General features: G+C 74.5%; 15 protein-coding genes and 1 pseudogene. 5 read left to right on the top strand and 11 right to left on the bottom strand.

Translation table 11 applies throughout. The features are described from left to right. Window positions 1–160 precede the first annotated feature (160 nt). From ACGF07_RS33260 to ACGF07_RS33300, 9 genes are all read right to left on the bottom strand, one after another. Window positions 161–748 (bottom strand): TerD family protein, encoded by a 588-nt coding sequence (locus ACGF07_RS33260; protein WP_392904987.1) that lies wholly within the window; start codon window positions 746–748, stop codon window positions 161–163. A 226-nt stretch (window positions 749–974) separates the two neighbouring features. Next, window positions 975–1631 (bottom strand): hypothetical protein, encoded by a 657-nt coding sequence (locus ACGF07_RS33265; protein ID WP_392904989.1) that lies wholly within the window; start codon window positions 1629–1631, stop codon window positions 975–977. Further along, window positions 1628–2290 (bottom strand): class I SAM-dependent methyltransferase, encoded by a 663-nt coding sequence (locus ACGF07_RS33270; RefSeq protein WP_392904992.1) that lies wholly within the window; start codon window positions 2288–2290, stop codon window positions 1628–1630. The genes ACGF07_RS33265 and ACGF07_RS33270 overlap by 4 nt, the downstream gene beginning before the upstream one ends. Window positions 2291–2440: 150 nt before the next feature. Then, a complete protein-coding gene (locus ACGF07_RS33275; protein ID WP_350743971.1) occupies window positions 2441–3211 on the bottom strand; it encodes a hypothetical protein in 771 nt (256 codons plus the stop codon). Window positions 3212–3319: 108 nt separating this feature from the next. Continuing rightward, complete coding sequence (locus tag ACGF07_RS33280; protein WP_392904994.1) at window positions 3320–4330, bottom strand: hypothetical protein; 1011 nt, start codon at window positions 4328–4330, stop codon at window positions 3320–3322. 249 nt (window positions 4331–4579) lie between these two features. Further along, the gene (locus ACGF07_RS33285; protein ID WP_350743973.1) at window positions 4580–5986 is read right to left on the bottom strand and encodes a family 2B encapsulin nanocompartment shell protein; all 1407 of its coding nucleotides are present in this window, start codon (window positions 5984–5986) and stop codon (window positions 4580–4582) included. A 509-nt stretch (window positions 5987–6495) separates the two neighbouring features. Then, a complete protein-coding gene (locus ACGF07_RS33290; protein WP_350743974.1) occupies window positions 6496–7008 on the bottom strand; it encodes a hypothetical protein in 513 nt (170 codons plus the stop codon). A gap of 215 nt (window positions 7009–7223) precedes the next feature. Then, window positions 7224–8678: a PLP-dependent aminotransferase family protein gene (locus tag ACGF07_RS33295; protein WP_392904997.1), complete on the bottom strand. Its 1455-nt coding sequence runs from the start codon at window positions 8676–8678 to the stop codon at window positions 7224–7226. A gap of 164 nt (window positions 8679–8842) precedes the next feature. Then, window positions 8843–9361: a universal stress protein gene (locus ACGF07_RS33300; protein ID WP_350743976.1), complete on the bottom strand. Its 519-nt coding sequence runs from the start codon at window positions 9359–9361 to the stop codon at window positions 8843–8845. A 473-nt stretch (window positions 9362–9834) separates the two neighbouring features. Here ACGF07_RS33300 and ACGF07_RS33305 point away from each other — a divergent pair, with 473 nt between their 5' ends. Further along, a complete protein-coding gene (locus ACGF07_RS33305; RefSeq protein WP_392904999.1) occupies window positions 9835–10230 on the top strand; it encodes a transglycosylase family protein in 396 nt (131 codons plus the stop codon). Window positions 10231–10371: 141 nt separating this feature from the next. On the opposite strand, the gene ACGF07_RS33310 is transcribed toward ACGF07_RS33305, so the two are convergent. Then, window positions 10372–10959 (bottom strand): pyridoxamine 5'-phosphate oxidase family protein, encoded by a 588-nt coding sequence (locus tag ACGF07_RS33310; RefSeq protein WP_350743977.1) that lies wholly within the window; start codon window positions 10957–10959, stop codon window positions 10372–10374. Between the two features lie 223 nt (window positions 10960–11182). Beyond that, entirely contained in the window at window positions 11183–11617 is a 435-nt protein-coding gene (locus ACGF07_RS33315) for a CBS domain-containing protein (protein WP_392905002.1), read from the bottom strand. Between the two features lie 233 nt (window positions 11618–11850). Here ACGF07_RS33315 and ACGF07_RS33320 point away from each other — a divergent pair, with 233 nt between their 5' ends. From ACGF07_RS33320 to ACGF07_RS33335, 4 genes and pseudogenes are all read left to right on the top strand, one after another. Continuing rightward, window positions 11851–12735 carry a helix-turn-helix domain-containing protein gene (locus ACGF07_RS33320; RefSeq protein ID WP_392905005.1) on the top strand — a complete coding sequence of 295 codons (885 nt, stop codon included), beginning with the start codon at window positions 11851–11853 and terminating at the stop codon, window positions 12733–12735. 28 nt (window positions 12736–12763) lie between these two features. Continuing rightward, complete coding sequence (locus tag ACGF07_RS33325; protein ID WP_350743980.1) at window positions 12764–13210, top strand: VOC family protein; 447 nt, start codon at window positions 12764–12766, stop codon at window positions 13208–13210. 248 nt (window positions 13211–13458) lie between these two features. After that, a pseudogene (gene ligD / locus ACGF07_RS33330) lies at window positions 13459–14337 on the top strand (non-homologous end-joining DNA ligase); the annotation flags it as partial. 189 nt (window positions 14338–14526) lie between these two features. Further along, window positions 14527–15381: a DNA ligase gene (locus tag ACGF07_RS33335; RefSeq protein WP_392905071.1), complete on the top strand. Its 855-nt coding sequence runs from the start codon at window positions 14527–14529 to the stop codon at window positions 15379–15381. The last annotated feature ends 1 nt before the right edge of the window (window position 15382 follow it).

The following is a 15382-nucleotide window of genomic DNA, read 5'->3' on the forward strand; positions in this document are numbered from 1 at the left end:
GGCCCCCCCCCCCGCCCCCGCCCCCCCCCCCGGCCCCCCCCCCCCACCCCCCCCCCCCCGGGCGGCCCCCCGGCGGGGGGGGGCCCCCCCCGGGGGGCCCCCCCCCCGCCGCTGTTGCCACCGGGCTCCTGCCCCGGTTCGCGGTTCGCCGCCCGCCGGCTCAGAGGTGCTTGGAGAGCTCCGGCATCAGGTCCTGGAAGGTGCGCCCGTTGGCCGGCTGGCCGATCGCTGCCATCTGCCAACCGTTCGGCGTGCGCTGCACCTTGGCCATGATCTGTGCGGTGAACGGACCACCGCCGGTGAGCGTGTAGCGGGCCAGTTCGACACCGGTGGTCTCGTCCACCAGTCGGCAGAAGGCCGCCTCGACCTCCTGGAAGGTCTGCCCGGTGAAGGAGTTGACGGTGAAGACGATCTGGTCGACCTCGGCCGCGATGCGGGTGAGGTCGACGGTGATCGACTCGTCGTCGGTCGCGTCGCCGGCGCCGCCGACCAGGTTGTCCCCGCTGTGCCGCACCGAGCCGTCGTCGCTGGTGAGGTGCTGGAAGAAGACCACGTCCACCGCGCGCCCGCGGGAGAAGAGCACCGCCGAGGCGTCCAGGTCGATCTCCTGACCCGCGGAGAGCAGTTTCGCCAGGAAGCCCTTGCGCTGCACGGCCTTCCAGCCCAGGCCCATCCGGACCACGCTCAACTGCCCACCGCCCGGCTTCTCCAGGCTGATCTTCTGCCCCTTGGCCAGCGAAACGGTCATCGTGCCCTCCTCGTTCCTGCCGCCGTCCGTGGCGCGAACCTATCGCACCGCAGGAAAACCTGTGATCATCCGACGGCGTGCTTCGGTGACCCTACCCAGCCCGCCCTGCGGCCTCACGTCCGGCGGTGGTCCGTACACCGAGAATGCGCGCGCCTGCGGTCGGCCGCGGCCCACCGCAGGCGTGCGCGCTCGGTCGCATCGGCGTATCGGCGTATCGGAGGCAGAATCAGGCGTCGCCGTCCAGGAGGTGCTGGTGCAGTTCCCGGAAGGTCCACGCGCCGCCGGCCGGTCGGGAGAACACCCAGAGCAGGTCGAAGCGGTCCGGCCAGCTGCCGGGTGCGCCGCTTCCTGACGCTCCGAGGGCCTCCACGATCCGGGGGATCCGCGAGTGCTCCCAGCAGATCAGCACCGGCAGGGCTCCCGCGAGCACGGCGGCGGCGAGTGCGGACTCCTGGGACTCGGCGTAGCCGGTGTCCACGGTCAGCCCGAGCGCGGTGGCCGTCGGTCCGACGGTCTGGCGCATCCGGTGTGCTCCGGCCATCGGGCCCTGGTCGGTGGCGGCGTAGATCCTGGCCGGGGTGCGCAGACCCGGCGCGGCCGGGGTGAACAGGGTGGGCAGCGCCCTGGCGCGGTCCCAGCCGCGCCGGGTGAGGGACTTCCCGTCGGGCCTGCCGTCCTCGTCCAGGCCCGGCTGGTCGCCGGTCGGCTTCTCACCGTGGCGGATGATCATCACGAAGGCGGCGCCACCCGGGTCGTTCGCCCTCGCCACCGGACCGTCCTTGTCCCTCCTGCCCGTCGTGCCGGAGGAACAGCCGGCCAGTACCAGCGGGGCGGCCGCCGCCAGGCCGGCGAGCAGCGCCCGGCGGGAGGTGCCGGCCGTCACCGGTCACCCCGCGCCGGCCGCACCGGCCGCCCAGGCCGCTCGAGCCGCACCAGCGCGTCGATCGCCGTGCCGGAAGCGCCGTCCCGGTGGCCGCGTTCGGCACCGACCTCCCGGTGGACGCGCTCCGCACGTACCGTGCGCAGCCCGCGGTCGGCGAGGTCGGCGAGGACGTCCTCGGGGGTGAAGAGCACGGCCGGGTCCTTCGGGCCGCCGACGCCCTCGGTGAGGTTGCGCAGGTCGTGTCCGATCACCAGCAGGGTGCCACCGGGGGCCAGGGCGTCGGCGGCGCGGCGCAGCACGGCCCGGCGGTCCCCGGCGGGCAGCTGGAGGTAGGCGATCAGGACGAGGTCGTGGCCGGCGGCGGGGGCCGCGAAGGAGCGGGCGTCGCCGTGGCGCCAGGTGAGGCGGTCGGCAACCTCGTCGGGAAGCTCGGCGGTGAGCCGTTCGGCGCGCTCCAGGGCGACGGCGGAGAAGTCGAGGCCGATGACCTCCCAGCCCCGGGTCGCCAGCCAGATCGCGTTCCGGCCCTCGCCGGTGGCCAGGTCCAACGCGTGCCCGGGGGCCAGATCGGTCAGTTCGCGGACCACCCAGCGGTTGGGTTCCGTGCCCCACACCAGCTCGCCGGCGGCGTAGCGGTCGTCCCAGTCCTGGCTGTCCATGGCACTCCTCCGTCCGCCGGCCTGTTCCGTCCGGGTCAACCTACCGGTCCGGCGCCCGCCGCCGCCCCGGACGGATACCGGGAACCCGGGCAGGTCATCCTCTGATCTCCTGCCCGGGTTCCCGGTGACCGAAGGGGAGCCACCCCGGCATCAGCTCGTGAGGTTGAGCGAGGGGAAGAGGTCCTCGAACGGTTGGGTGGTGACCGAGACGCTCCTCGCGAACGGATCGTCGAAGTCCCAGATCATGAACAGCAGGAAGGCGATCAGCGCGCTGAAGCAGGCCGCCAGGATCAACTCCCGCGGCGTGCGCCGGATCTGCAGGGCGAACAGCATGCCGACGGTGACCACGGCCCCGGCGAGCAGTCCGAACCAGACCACGTCCGGCATGGTCGGGCCGGCGTTCTGGCCGCGCTGGTTGCGGGCGTCCGAGACCTGGCTGATCCGGTCCATGATCGGCTGGTAGGCCTGGGCCTCCAGGTCGGAGGCCGGCGAACGGGTGGCGACGTCGTTCTGGAGCTTGGACAGCAGCTGGGTGCCCTTGTCGGTGAGTTCACCCTCCGACTTCATGTGGTCCCACTCGACGTCGACCACGTACGTGACGTAGCCGTCCACGTCGGCCCGGACCAGGTCGCGGAACTCGGCCGGGTAGACCACCGCCCGGTCGCTCACCTCGCGCAGCGACTGCGCCTCGCGGAACACGTCGTCCTGCGCGGAGCCGCGCGCCTCCCAGACACCCGCGATGGCGAGGCCGAGGACGATCGCGTAGACCACGCCGATCATCATCGTGATGTACTCGATGACGTCGGGCGTCTCGTCGGGGTTCTCCTCGGCGCCCACCCGGCGGTGCCTCAGCAGCACCACCGCCACGACGACGACACAGGCCGCCGCCATGGCGACGATCAACGCCACCCACTCGGACATGGGAACTCCTCTCTCTGGCTTGGCTTGTGACGTGAACGGGAAAGCAGGGGCGACGGCGGGAGCGCGAAAGCGTGCAACTCCCCGGGCATCGCCGGGAACAGGGGACCGTCAGGACCCGGACCGACCGCGGCCCCGGTTGCCGCCCCGGCCCGGGCGCAGGGCTGCGGCACCCAGCACGGCGGGGACGGTGATCAGCAGCATGGTGGTGGTCGCCGGGGCGCTGTGGTGGTGCGTCGCGACGGGCGGCGGCGGTGCGTTCCTGACGTGGAAGACCGGCTGCGCGGCCGGTGTCGGCCACAGCGGGCTGGGGCGTGCCGGGCTGGGCGCCGGGGACGGCACGGCCGGCAGGGGCGGCACCGCGGGCGGGGCCGGCTGCGGAGCCGGTGCCGCCGGGGCCGGATCAGCGGGTACGGCCGGGGGCGCCGGCGGCGGGGGTGACGGCGGAGGCGGGGTGGGCACCGGGGTCGGGCTGGCCGGCGGCGGAGTCGGCGACGGCGTCCGACTGGGCGTGGGCGTCGGGCTGGGGGTGTGCGTCGGGGTCGGCGCGGGGGTGGGTGTCGGGGTGTGCGTCGGAGTGGGGGTGGGAGTCGGAGTGGGGCAGGGGTGCGGGTGGTGGTGATGGTGGTGGTGATGATGCCCGGGGCTGCCCTGGCTCCCGTACTCACCGCGGTCGTCCTGGTCCCCCTGGCCGCCCTCCGGCCGCCCCGGCTGCTGCCGGAGGTCCGCCGGGGCCGAGGGCGAGGACGACGGCACCACCGGGAACGGGCCGGCCTGGTGCCACGGGTGGCACGGATGGTGCCCGTGCGGAGGCCGCGGGCCGTCCTGCCCGGTGCCGGGGGCGACCGTCACGTCGACCCGGACGTCCACGTCCACCCCGACGTCCACGCTGCCGCCCGGGCCGACGGTCGTCGACACGTCGGTCTCACTGCACACGCAGGTGTCCACCACCGGGCCGTGCTGGTGCCCCGGCCGCTCGGCGCCGGAGGCGCTCGCGCCGCCGACCAGCGCGCACATCGCCACCACGCCGACCGTGGCGCCGATCAGTCGAACGCGCCGCCCGGGGACGGCCGTTCCACCACCGTGTCGCGGTATCCGTCGGAAGTGCCGACGCTGCGGCATGACTCCACACACCTTTCGGGTCGACTGGGGAGGACGGCGGGTCCCGGGCCGATCGGCCGGGGGTACGGGCGGGCGTGACGGCGTTCCGGACCGGGGAACCGATCGGGCACGATCCACGCCGCCCGAACGCGCTCAGGCGGACGGCCCGCCGCTGCGGGCGGGCCGTCCGCCATGAGGTCAAACGATCATCACGCCAGCCGGTTACGGCCTGCGTTCACACTGTTCCGCGCTCCACGCCCCGAGGGCTGGTCAGTGGCGGCGGTGCGCGATCTCCACGTTCTCCAGCACACCGACCGCGTCCGGCACCAGGATCGCGCACGAGTAGTAGGCGCTGACCAGGTAGGAGATGATCGCCTTCTCGTCGATCCCCATGAAGCGGACCGACAGCGACGGCTGGTACTCGTCCGGCAGCCCGGTCTGGTGCAGGCCGATGACGCCCTGGTTGTCCTCGCCGGTCCGGATGACCAGGATCGAGCTGGTGTTCTCCTTGGTGATCGGGATCTTGCTGCACGGCAGGATCGGCACACCGCGCCAGGCCGGCACCTGCTGCCCGCCGAGGTCGACGTGGTGCGGGTAGATGCCGCGGGCGTTGAACTCCCGGCCGATCGCGGCGATGGTGCGCGGGTGGGCCAGCAGGTAGTCCGGGTCACGGCGCCGGTTGAGCAGCTCGTCCAGGTCGTCCGGGGTGGGCGGCCCGGAGTGGGTCTGGATGCGCTGGTCGAAGTCGGCGTTGTTGAGCAGGCCGAACTCCGGGTTGTTGATCATCTCGTGCTCCTGGCGCTCGCGCAGGGCCTCGATGGTCAGCCGGAGCTGGTGCTCGATCTGGTTCATCGGCTTGTTGTACAGGTCCGCGACACGGGTGTGGACCTTGAGGATGGTCTGGGCGACGCTCAGCTCGTACTCGCGCGGCTTGAGCTCGTAGTCCACGAAGGCGCCGGGGAGTTCGTACTCGCCGTGGTGCCCGGCCGACATGGCGATCTCGGCCTCGCCGCGCTCGTTCTGGGCCTGCAGCGGCAGGGCCAGGAAGGCGGTCAGGTGCTCCTGGAGGCTCGGCGCGTTGTCCCGGATGCGGGCGAAGTCGTCCCTCGTCAGGGTCAGGGCGACACCGGAGGTCGCGGTCTTGGCGGTGAACTCCCAGACGGCGTCCGGGTTCAGCAGCGCGTCGTCGCCGAAGCGGTCGCCGTCGCCGGCCACGCCGACCACGGTCTCGTCGCCGTACTTGCCGGTGCCGATCTTGTTGATCTTGCCGTGCGCGATCAGGAAGATCCTGTCGGCCGCCTCGCCCAGCGTGGTGAGCACCTCACCGGGGCCGAAGTCGACCTGCTGGCAGCGGTCGGCGAGGGCGGTCAGCACCTCCTCGTCCTCGTAGCCGCGCAGCAGGGCGAGCTCGCCCAACTCCGCCGGGATCACGCGGACCTGGGAGCCGGTCTTGATGAACTCCACCACACCGTTGCCGACGGCGTAGGTGAGCCGTCGGTTCACCCGGTACGCACCACCGTGGGCCTCGACCCAGGGCAGGACCTTGAGCAGCCAGCGGGAGGTGATCTCCTGCATCTGCGGTGCGGACTTGGTCGTGGTGGCGAGGTTGCGGGCAGCCGCCGTCGCAAGGCTCTGCTGCCGGTCCTGCTGTGTCGCCGGGCTCGTGTCCACGGACATCGGCAGGGTCTCCATTCGTGTGGTTCGGATCACGCGGCCAGGGCCGTACCGCACCGCCCTGAGGCACACGCGAGCCATGGCGGATCATCAGATCCGCTTACTGATAGGGGAGTTGGCGGGTGTCGAGGGACTGGCCACCGTCTCCCGGCGACCCATCGGGAACCCTAGATCACCAGGGCCCGACCAGGCCCGTACGGCGGCCGAGTACCCCCCGATAGGGTGAATGTCCCGCATCCGGCCCGCGCCGCGCCGCACGCCGCGGGAACATCCGTTCCCACGTGCGTTCCCCGCCCCACCAACGCCTCGACCCGTCCCGCCCGGGCCCCGGACGACCGCGCGCGCTCCAGCCGCGCGGCGTCAACCCGGCACACCGGCCTGCCCGGTTCGCGCCCGGCCCCGGGCACGCGAAGAGCCCGCCAGGTGCCGGTACGGGGGCGGCCGGCACCTGACGGGGACCAGGGGTGCGCAGAGGGGGATGCGCCGGGCAGGGTGGCGGTGCCGCCGGCGGGTCAGGCGCAGGCGACCTGGGTGCCGGGGACGTCGATGATGCCCGAGTTGTTGGCCTCACCGCCGTTGTACTCGTAGTACAGGTAGGAGTAGAAGTCGATCCTGGTGTCCGGACCGCAGACCGAGTCCGGGGCGATCGCGTAGGTGATCGTGAAGGTGCTGGCGGCGCCCGGGGCGAGCGGCACGTTGTAGCGGGCGATACCGCCGTGGACGTTGTCGCTGCAGCCGTTGGTCTGGGTGCCGCACGCCGTGGCGGTGAACTTGAGGCCCTTCTGCAGGCTGGTGGCGTAGGTCTCCTGGACGCTCTGGTAGACGAACTGGATCGGCGTGTCGTACGGGTTGGTGAGCGTCATGGTGAGGGTGAACTCACCGCCGACGGGAGTCGTCTGACGATCGGACACGGCCGTGAGCGGCAGCGGGCCGGCGGCCCGGGCCGGTGCGGCGGAGAGGAGCAGACCGGCGGCGAGGGCCGGGCCGACGGCGAGCGTCGACCGGCTCAGATGTGTTCTGCGCATGTCCAAGGAGCGTAGGCGCCGGTACCGTTTCGACCGGCGCCCTCGGTCCGAAGCCGTACCGACGCAGGAGCGGCGAGCGGACGCCGGGAACCGGTCGACCGGCGAAACCGCCCGGCGCGGCGCCCGGAAGGCCTATGCTTCGCCGCCCACCGCCCACCGCCCGCCGCTGGCCGCCCACCGCCCGCCGCTGGCCGCCCGCCGACCACTCCCCCCGCTCAGGCGGCGGCCGGCAGGACGGCGCACAGCGCGGCGAGCGCGGCCGGGTAGGCGTGGTCGGGCGGAGTGGCGTAGCCGACGACCAGGCCGTCCGCCGTCGGCATGGCCTCCGGGGTGACGGCCGGGTGGCGGAAGTCGGCGAGGCCGTCGAGGGCGAGGCCGCGGCGGGTTGCGGCCCTCAGCACCTCCCGCTCGGTGCCCGCGTCCAGGCGCACCACCGCGTGCAGTCCGGCCGCGATGCCGGAGACCTCGAGGTGCGGGGCGCTCGCGGCGAGCGCGGCGACCAGTCGGTCGCGGCGGTCCCGGTAGCGGCGCCGCATCCGCCGGACGTGGCGGTCGTAGCCGCCCGAGTCGATGAACTCGGCGAGGGTCAGCTGGTCCAGGGCGCCGGCCCAGGCCTCGCGTTCGCCCTTGGCCGCCAGCACACGGTCGACCAGGTGGTCCGGCAGCACCATCCAGCCGAGGCGCAGCGCGGGGCTGAGGCTCTTGCTGACGCTGCCGAGGTAGACCACCCGCTCGGGGTCGAGGCCCTGGACGGCGCCGACCGGCTGGCGGTCGTAGCGGAACTCGCCGTCGTAGTCGTCCTCCAGCAGGAGCCCGCCGCACCCCCGCGCCCAGTCGACCACGGCGGCCCGGCGGGCGGCGTGCAGCGGGCCGCCGGTCGGGAACTGGTGGGCGGGGGTGAGCAGGGCGGTGCGGACGTCGGGGTGGTGCGCCAACTCACCGACCCGAGCGCCCTGTTCGTCGATCGGCAGCGGGACGGTGGGGACGCCGGCAGCGGCGAGCAGCCCGCGGTGGAAGCCCAGTCCGTACGCCTCGACGGCCAGCGGCCCCTGTTCGGCGGGCGGCAGCACGGGGGTCGCGCCGTCGAAGAGCAGGCGGAGCGCGTGTGCGAAGCCGGAGCAGATGACGATCCGGTCGGGGTCGGTGCGCACCCCGCGCGCGCGGGCGAGGTAGTCGGCGAGGGCGCTGCGCAGTTCGGGCCGGCCCTGCGGACGGCCGGGCCCGAAGGCCTCGTTGGGCGCGGCCGTGAGGGCCCGGCGGGCGGCGGCCAGCCAGGCCGTGCGGGGGAAGGAAGCGGCGTCGGGCTGGCCCTGGCGCAGGTCGTGGGCGGGCCCCGGCTGCGGCGCGGGGCGGCGGGCCCGGGCGGGCGGGGCGGGCGCGGCGCGTTCGGCGACGGTGGTGCCGGAGCCCTGCCGGGCGGTCAGCCAGCCCTCGGCGACCAGTTCGGCGTAGGCCTCGGCGGCGGTGTTGCGGGCCAGGCCGAGGTCGGCGGCGAGAGCGCGGTACGGGGGCAGTCGGGTGCCGGGGGCGAGTCTTCCGCTGCGGATCGCCTCGCGCAGCGCGGACATCAGCGCGGCGCGGCGGCCGCCGCCGGCGGGGAGATCGAGGTGGAGGTCGCTGCCGGTCGGGCGGGCCGGCTCAGTGGGGTGCGCGCCCGGCGTTTCCGTCATGGTCACGCACCCTACCCGCCGCCCTCCTCCCGCCCTGCGGGCGGCCGGAGCGGTGGCGCCGGCCCGTCCGACCCGGCCCGGAGCGACCCCGGAGCGGTGGCTCCTGACCCGTCCGACCCGGCCCGGAGCGGGCCGGTCGCACTCCCCCGCCCCTGCGCCCCTGCTCAGGGCACGACGGTCACCGGCCAGCGGCCGGCCTTGACCAGCCGGACCGCGACCGAGCCGATCACCCTGTGTCCGGCCTGTTCGGAGGCGCCGACCACGACGGCGTCGGCGCGCAGTTCGTCGGCGAGCTTCGCCAGGCCGGTGTACGGGTCGCCGCGCATGGTCAGGAAGCGCCACTCCACCTTCCACACCTCGCGGACCCGCTGCTCGGCCTCGCGCAGGGCGATCAGCAGTTCGTCGGCGATCTCCTGGGTGGTCTCCTCCACGGCGGCCCCGGCCAGGGCGGTCGCGGCGCCGAGTATCGGCTGGACGTAGGCCACCGCCAGGACGGCGCCCTGGCGGCGGGCGAGTCCGGCGGCGTAGGCGGTGGCCCGCCAGGAGGAGTCGGAGCCGTCCAGGCCCGCCAGGATCACCTTGGGCCCGTCGGTGCCCAGTTCGAAGCCGGCCGGGGCGGCCGCGGCCTCGTGCTCCTCGTCGCCGACGGCCCCGGTGTCGGCCGCATCGCTCTCGTTGCTCATGGGCCGAAGGCTATGCCCGCCACCGTGGGTGAGCGCAGCGGGCGCTCCGGGTGAGGGCTGTGGCGCGGGCCACCCGGACGGCGCCGCCGGCCGTCCGTTCCGGCACCCGTGGCGGGGTGAGTGCTCACGGGCTGTCGACGGTGTGCGCGGGCTCACAGGGCCTCCGGGGTGACGGGGGCCACGTCGCGGGCCGATTTGATCTTGAAAATACGTCGAAATCGGGTCAAATCATCCCTTTTTCTAGATCAATACCTTCGGTAACGGGAGCCTGACGTGCGCAAACCTGCGAATCCTTGAAACCGCCAGAACGGCCCCGTAGCTTCGAACCCGTTGCACCGAGCGATCCGCTCCGGCCGGGCCCCAGGCCCCCGAGCAGGACGGTGCAGGACCACGCGAGCGACGTGTCCCCGAAACCGACGGCCTTCCGAGGGCCTGGTTCCGCGTGCTCGCAGACGCCCTCCGAAAGGACCTTCATGACTTTCCGTAACGAGACCACCGCTGCCACCACCACTGCCACCCCGAAGCGCCGCAACCGCGTCCGGATGGCTCTGATGGCCGGGGCGCTCACCGCCCTGCCGGTGGCCGGCCTCGTCACGGCGAACAGCGCCTCCGCCGCTCCGGCCACGGTCTGGGACAAGGTCGCCGCCTGTGAGGCGACCGGCAACTGGGCCATCAACTCCGGCAACGGCTTCTACGGCGGCCTGCAGTTCACCTCCAGCACCTGGGCGGCCTTCGGCGGCACCTCCTTCGCCCCGCGCGCCGACCTGGCCACCAAGGACCAGCAGATCTCCGTCGGCGAGAAGGTCCTCGCCGCCCAGGGCCCGGGCGCCTGGCCGATCTGCTCCGTCAAGGCCGGCCTGACCAAGTAAGGCCCCCGCACACGGCGAAGCCGCCGCACCCCACCCGGGGTGCGGCGGCTTCGCCGTACCGGCGCATCGCCCCCTTCGTGCGGCCGCCCCGGCCCCGGACCGGCACACCGAGCCGATCGCCCCGTCCGGCGGGTCAGTGCATCAGGCGGCCGGCCGGGGCGGCAGCGGCAGGGGGACGGCGGGCAGGCCGTCGATGCTGGTGGCCACCAGCGGCTTGCGCTCGCAGTAGGCGCTGAACTCGTCCTCGCCCTTGCGGTCGAAGTACTGGGCGTGCAGCTCCCGGTCGGCGCGGTACTCCATGAACGGGACCGCGTAGCCGCAGGAGTCACTGACCCGGTCCGCCGTCACCAGGACGATCGCGCGCAGGCCGGAGCCGTCCGCGGCGGGGCCGAAGTGGCCGAGGAGTTCGGCGAAGCGCGGGTCGTCGCGGAAGACGGGCTCGCCGCGGCCGTGCACCCGGACCACGGTGGGCGGGCCCTCGAAGGCGCACCACATCAGGGTGATCCGGCCGTTCTCCCGCAGGTGCGCGACGGTCTCCGCCTGCGAGCCGCCGAAGTCCAGGTAGGCGACGGTGAGTTCGTCGATCACGGCGAGGGTCCCGGAGCGGCCCTTGGGCGAGATGTTGACGTGGCCGTCGGCGGCCAGCGGCGCGGTCGCGACGAAGTAGACGGGCTGGCTCTCGATGAACTGCCGCAACCGGCCGTCGATGCGTTCGTACTGCTTTCCCATGGACGCGATTGTGCTCCCGTCCCGATCGGCGGGGAAAGGGAGATCCACAGCGCGAGACGAGCTCGGGCGCCACCGGGGCGGGCGCCGGGGGACGTCGAGGCCCCGCCCGGCGCCCTCGACGGCCCGGCCGGTACGGGGGGCGGGCCGGTCAGAGGACGCGAGCGGGGCACGAGCTGCGGGGCACCGGTGGCGGGAGGACGACGGCTGCCGGTGCCGGCGCCGGTCAGCGCATCATGTAGACGCTGTCCATGAATTCGATGATCTGCTGGTCCGTCAGCCGCTGGCCGTCCCGGTGGCCCATCGCCAGGTCGGCCTCGCTGATCATGCCGACCAGCCGCTCGCCCTCGATCACCGGGATGCGGCGGATCTGGTGCTGCTCCATCTTCTTCAGCACCGCGTCCATGCTGTCGTCGGCGCGCACGCAGTGCAGGTGCCCGGCCAGCTCCATCGCCGTCATCCCGGCCGGGTCCTTGCCCTCGGCCAGACAACGCACCACGATGTCGCGGTCGGTGATGATGCCGTGCAGCTTCTGGTCGTCGCCGCAGATCGGCAGCGCGCCCACGTTCATGTCGCGCATCATGCGCGCGGCCTCGTCCAGCGTCTGGTGGGCGCCGATGCACTGGGCGCCGGTGTGCATGATGTCTCGGGCAGTGGTCACGGGGACTCCTTCGTCGATTGACCCCCCAGACGTTCTCCCCCACCGGCCTCCCCACCGGTCCCCCCGGCGGTCACCGGCGGCCGATCGGCGCGCTCGCGGTGTGACCGTGCCATCACCATAGGCAACACCGCGCCCACCCGCGACCGCGAACCCGGCCCCGTACGGACCGCCGGGGCGGACGGGCCGGCCCGTCCGCCCGCAACCGCCGTCCGCGCGGCGCCGATACTGGAGACGTGACGACGGAAACCGCCGCTGCCGTCGACGAGGCCGTACGGGCCCGGCCCGCGAGGGCGCTGCGCCCGTACGTGGGCTGGTACTCGGGCTACCGGCAACGCGGCCTCGCCCCTGCCGTGCACCGCGGTCTGCCCTCCCCGTACCTGACCTTCATCCTGACCCTGGACGAACCGCTGGTGATCGCCGCGCACCCCGACCCGGGGCAGCCGCCCGGCAGCTACCCGACCCTGCTCGGCGGCCTGCACACCTCCCCCGCGTCGATCACCCACGAGGGTGCGCAGTCCGGCGTGCAGATCGCCGTGCACCCGCTCGCCGCCCGTGCGCTGTTCGGACTGCCCGCCGGGGAGTTGGCCGGGATCGACGTTCCGGCGGAGGACCTGCTCGGGCGGCTCGGCCCGGGTGTGCACGAGCGACTGCGGGCCGCGGGCAGCTGGCCGGAACGGTTCGCCGTGCTGGACGGAGCGCTGCTGCAGGCCGCCCGGCCGTCGGGGCGGGTGCCGCCGGAGGTGGGCTGGGCCTGGCGGGCGCTGCGGCGCAGCGGCGGTGCGCTGCCGGTGGCGGAACTGGCCCGGGAGACCGGCTGGAGCGCCCGCCACCTGCAGCAGCGGTTCCGCCGGGAGACCGGACTCACCCCCAAGGCCGCCGCCCGGGTGATCCGCTTCGACCGGGCTCGGCACCTGCTCGCCGCCGGCTCCCCGCCGCCCCGGCTGGCGGAACTGGCCACCCGCTGCGGGTACTTCGACCAGGCGCATCTGGCGCGCGAGTTCCGTGCGCTGGCCGGGTGCGCGCCGAGCGCCTGGCTGGCGGCGGAGGGGCCGGAGGCGGCGAAGTTCCGAAACGTCCAAGGCGGGGAGGTCGGGGCGGTCGCAGAGTGGGGGGCGTAGCAGTCCCCGCCCGAGGAGGAGAGAACCCATGGACACCAGGACCCCCGCCCCGCAGGTCTGGCCGACCTTCCGCGCGCGGGACGCCCGCGCGCTGATCCGCTTCCTGGTGGACGCCTTCGGCTTCCGCGAGGTGGTCAGCTACGGGGAGGGCGACTTCGTCGCCCACGCCGAACTGGCCTGGCCGGAGGGCGGCGGTGTGATGCTCGGCTCCGACCGCCAGGCCGCGGAGGAAGCCGAGGGCGCGAAGGGCGGTGAGGGCGGGCCGGCCCGCCCCGGCACCTTCAGCGCGTACGTGGTCACCGCCGACCCGGACGCCGTGCACGACCGCGCCGTGGCCGCCGGCGCCCGGATCACCACGGCGGTGCACGAGACGGACTACGGCTCGCGCGACTTCGCCGCCGCCGACCCGGAGGGCAACCACTGGTACTTCGGCACCTACCCGGGCGCGCCCCGGCCCGACGGCCCGCAGGAGTGAGACCAGCCGCCGGGAGCCGGCCGGTCCCCCGGCCCCGGCCGCCGGGCGCGGTCGTCCGCGATGGTCTCCGACCGCCACCACGACGACCGGCTCGGCTTCCGGTGTGCGGCCCCGGGCGGTCACGGGATCACGGGCGGTCACGGGCTCCCGCGGTGACCGCCCCGGACGGCGGCGGCCCCGGGCGGTGACGGCCGGGTCGGGGCAGACTGGCTGCGGGGGCCACCCGCAGCAGGCATCGGAGACGGCCCATGCCTCAGATGACGGTGGACGGGCGCACCCTCTCGCTCTCCCACCTCGACAAGGTGTACTACCCGCGCACCGGCACCCCCAAGGGCGAGGTGCTGCGCTACTACGCCGCCGTGCACACCGCCCTGCTCCCCCACCTGCACGACCGCCCGGTCTCCTTCCTGCGCTGCCCGGACGGCGTCGAGGCGGAGGTGTTCGTCGCCAAGAACCCCCCGCCCGGCACCCCCGGCTGGGTGCGCACCGTGGAGGTGCCCAGCAGCAGCGGCGACCTGCGCCAGGTGGTGCTGGAGGACGGCGCGGCGCTGCTCGCGCTCGCCAACCTGGGCTGCCTGGAGCTGCACGTGCCGCAGTGGCACGCCGCCGCCCCCGGCCTGGCCGACCGGCTGGTCCTGGACCTCGACCCCGGCGAGGGAGCGGACGTGCTGACCTGCCGGGCGGTCGCGCTGATGCTGCGCGAGCGGCTGGCCGCGGACGGCCTGACGGCCTGGGTGAAGACCTCCGGGTCCAAGGGACTGCACCTGATGGTCCCGATCGAGCCGACGCCCAGCGCCACGGTCTCCGCGTACGCGAAGGCGCTGGCCGCCGCCCTGGAGGCCGAGCATCCGGACCTGGTCGTGCACACCATGGCCAAGGCGCGGCGCCGCGGCCGGGTGCTGGTCGACTGGTCGCAGAACAACGCCAAGAAGACCACCGCCGCGCCGTACACCCTGCGCGCCCGGCCGCAGCCGACGGTCTCCGCCCCGCTGTCCTGGACCGAGCTGGAGCGGGCCCGGAGGGAGGCGGACCTGGTCCTCACCCTCGCCGAGGTCCCCGACCGGCTGGCGGCCGACGGCGACCTGTTCGCCCCGCTGCTGGACCCTGAGCAGGCCCGGTCACTGCCCGGCTCGGCCAGCCGTGCGGTGCCACCCCGGTCGGCCCCGGCCGGCCGGCCTGCGGCGGGGAGCCGGCCGGGGACAGCGAGCCGGTCGGGGGCGGGGAGCCGGTCGGCCGCCCCGGAGCCGGCAGCCGGAGCCGAGCCGTCGGCGGCACCCGGCCGGCCCCGCCAGGTGCTGCAGCCGCCCGTGGAGGTGATGCGTCCGACCGCCGTGCCCTCCGTCCCACCGGCCGACGGGCTGGGCGGGGGCGGGGTGCAGTACGAACTGAAGCTGGACGGTTTCCGGTGCGTCGCCTTCGCCCGCGGTGACCGACCCGCCGTCCTGCAGTCCCGCAGCGGCCGCGACCTCGCGCCGGAGTTCCCGCCGATCGCCGCGGCCGTCGCCCGGCTGCCCGAGGGCGTGGTGATGGACGCCGAACTCGTCGCCTGGCGCTCCGGCCGGTTCGCCTTCGAGGAGCTGCTGCGCACCCGCCAGGCCCGGGCCGCCGCGCCGGACGTCGCCCTCGGCCTGGTCGCCTTCGACCTGCTCGCCCTCCCCGGCCGCGACGTCCGCAGCCTCCCGCTCACCGACCGGCGCCGTCTGCTGCTCGCCGCCCTGGCCGACGTCCCGCCGCCGATCCAGCCGGTGATGGCCACCACGGACCGCGCGGAGGCCCTGGAGTGGATGGCGCAGCTGGCCGACATCGGCGTGGAGGGCCTGGTCTGCAAGGCCGCCGGCTCCCCCTACAGTCCGCGGCGGGCGGGCCGCGCCTGGGTCAAGTACCGCCGCAGCGACACCGTGGACGCCACCGTCCGCGCGCTCACCGGCCCGGCCGACCGCCCGCACGCGCTGGTCGTGCGACTGGACGACGACCGGGTGCTGCTGACGACGCCCCGGCTCACCGCCGTGCAGGCCCGCGAACTCGCCGAGGCCGCCGCCCCGCTGCTCGGACCGCCCGCCGTCGACCCGGACCACGGCCCGGTCCACCCCCTCACCGCACCCCTGCGCGCCGAACTCACCGTCACCGGACGCCCGCCGACCGCCACCTTCGTCCGGTTGCGCGGGGACTGAG

It is taken from the genome of Kitasatospora sp. NPDC048194 (genome assembly GCF_043202455.1).
GTDB lineage: Bacteria > Actinomycetota > Actinomycetes > Streptomycetales > Streptomycetaceae > Kitasatospora.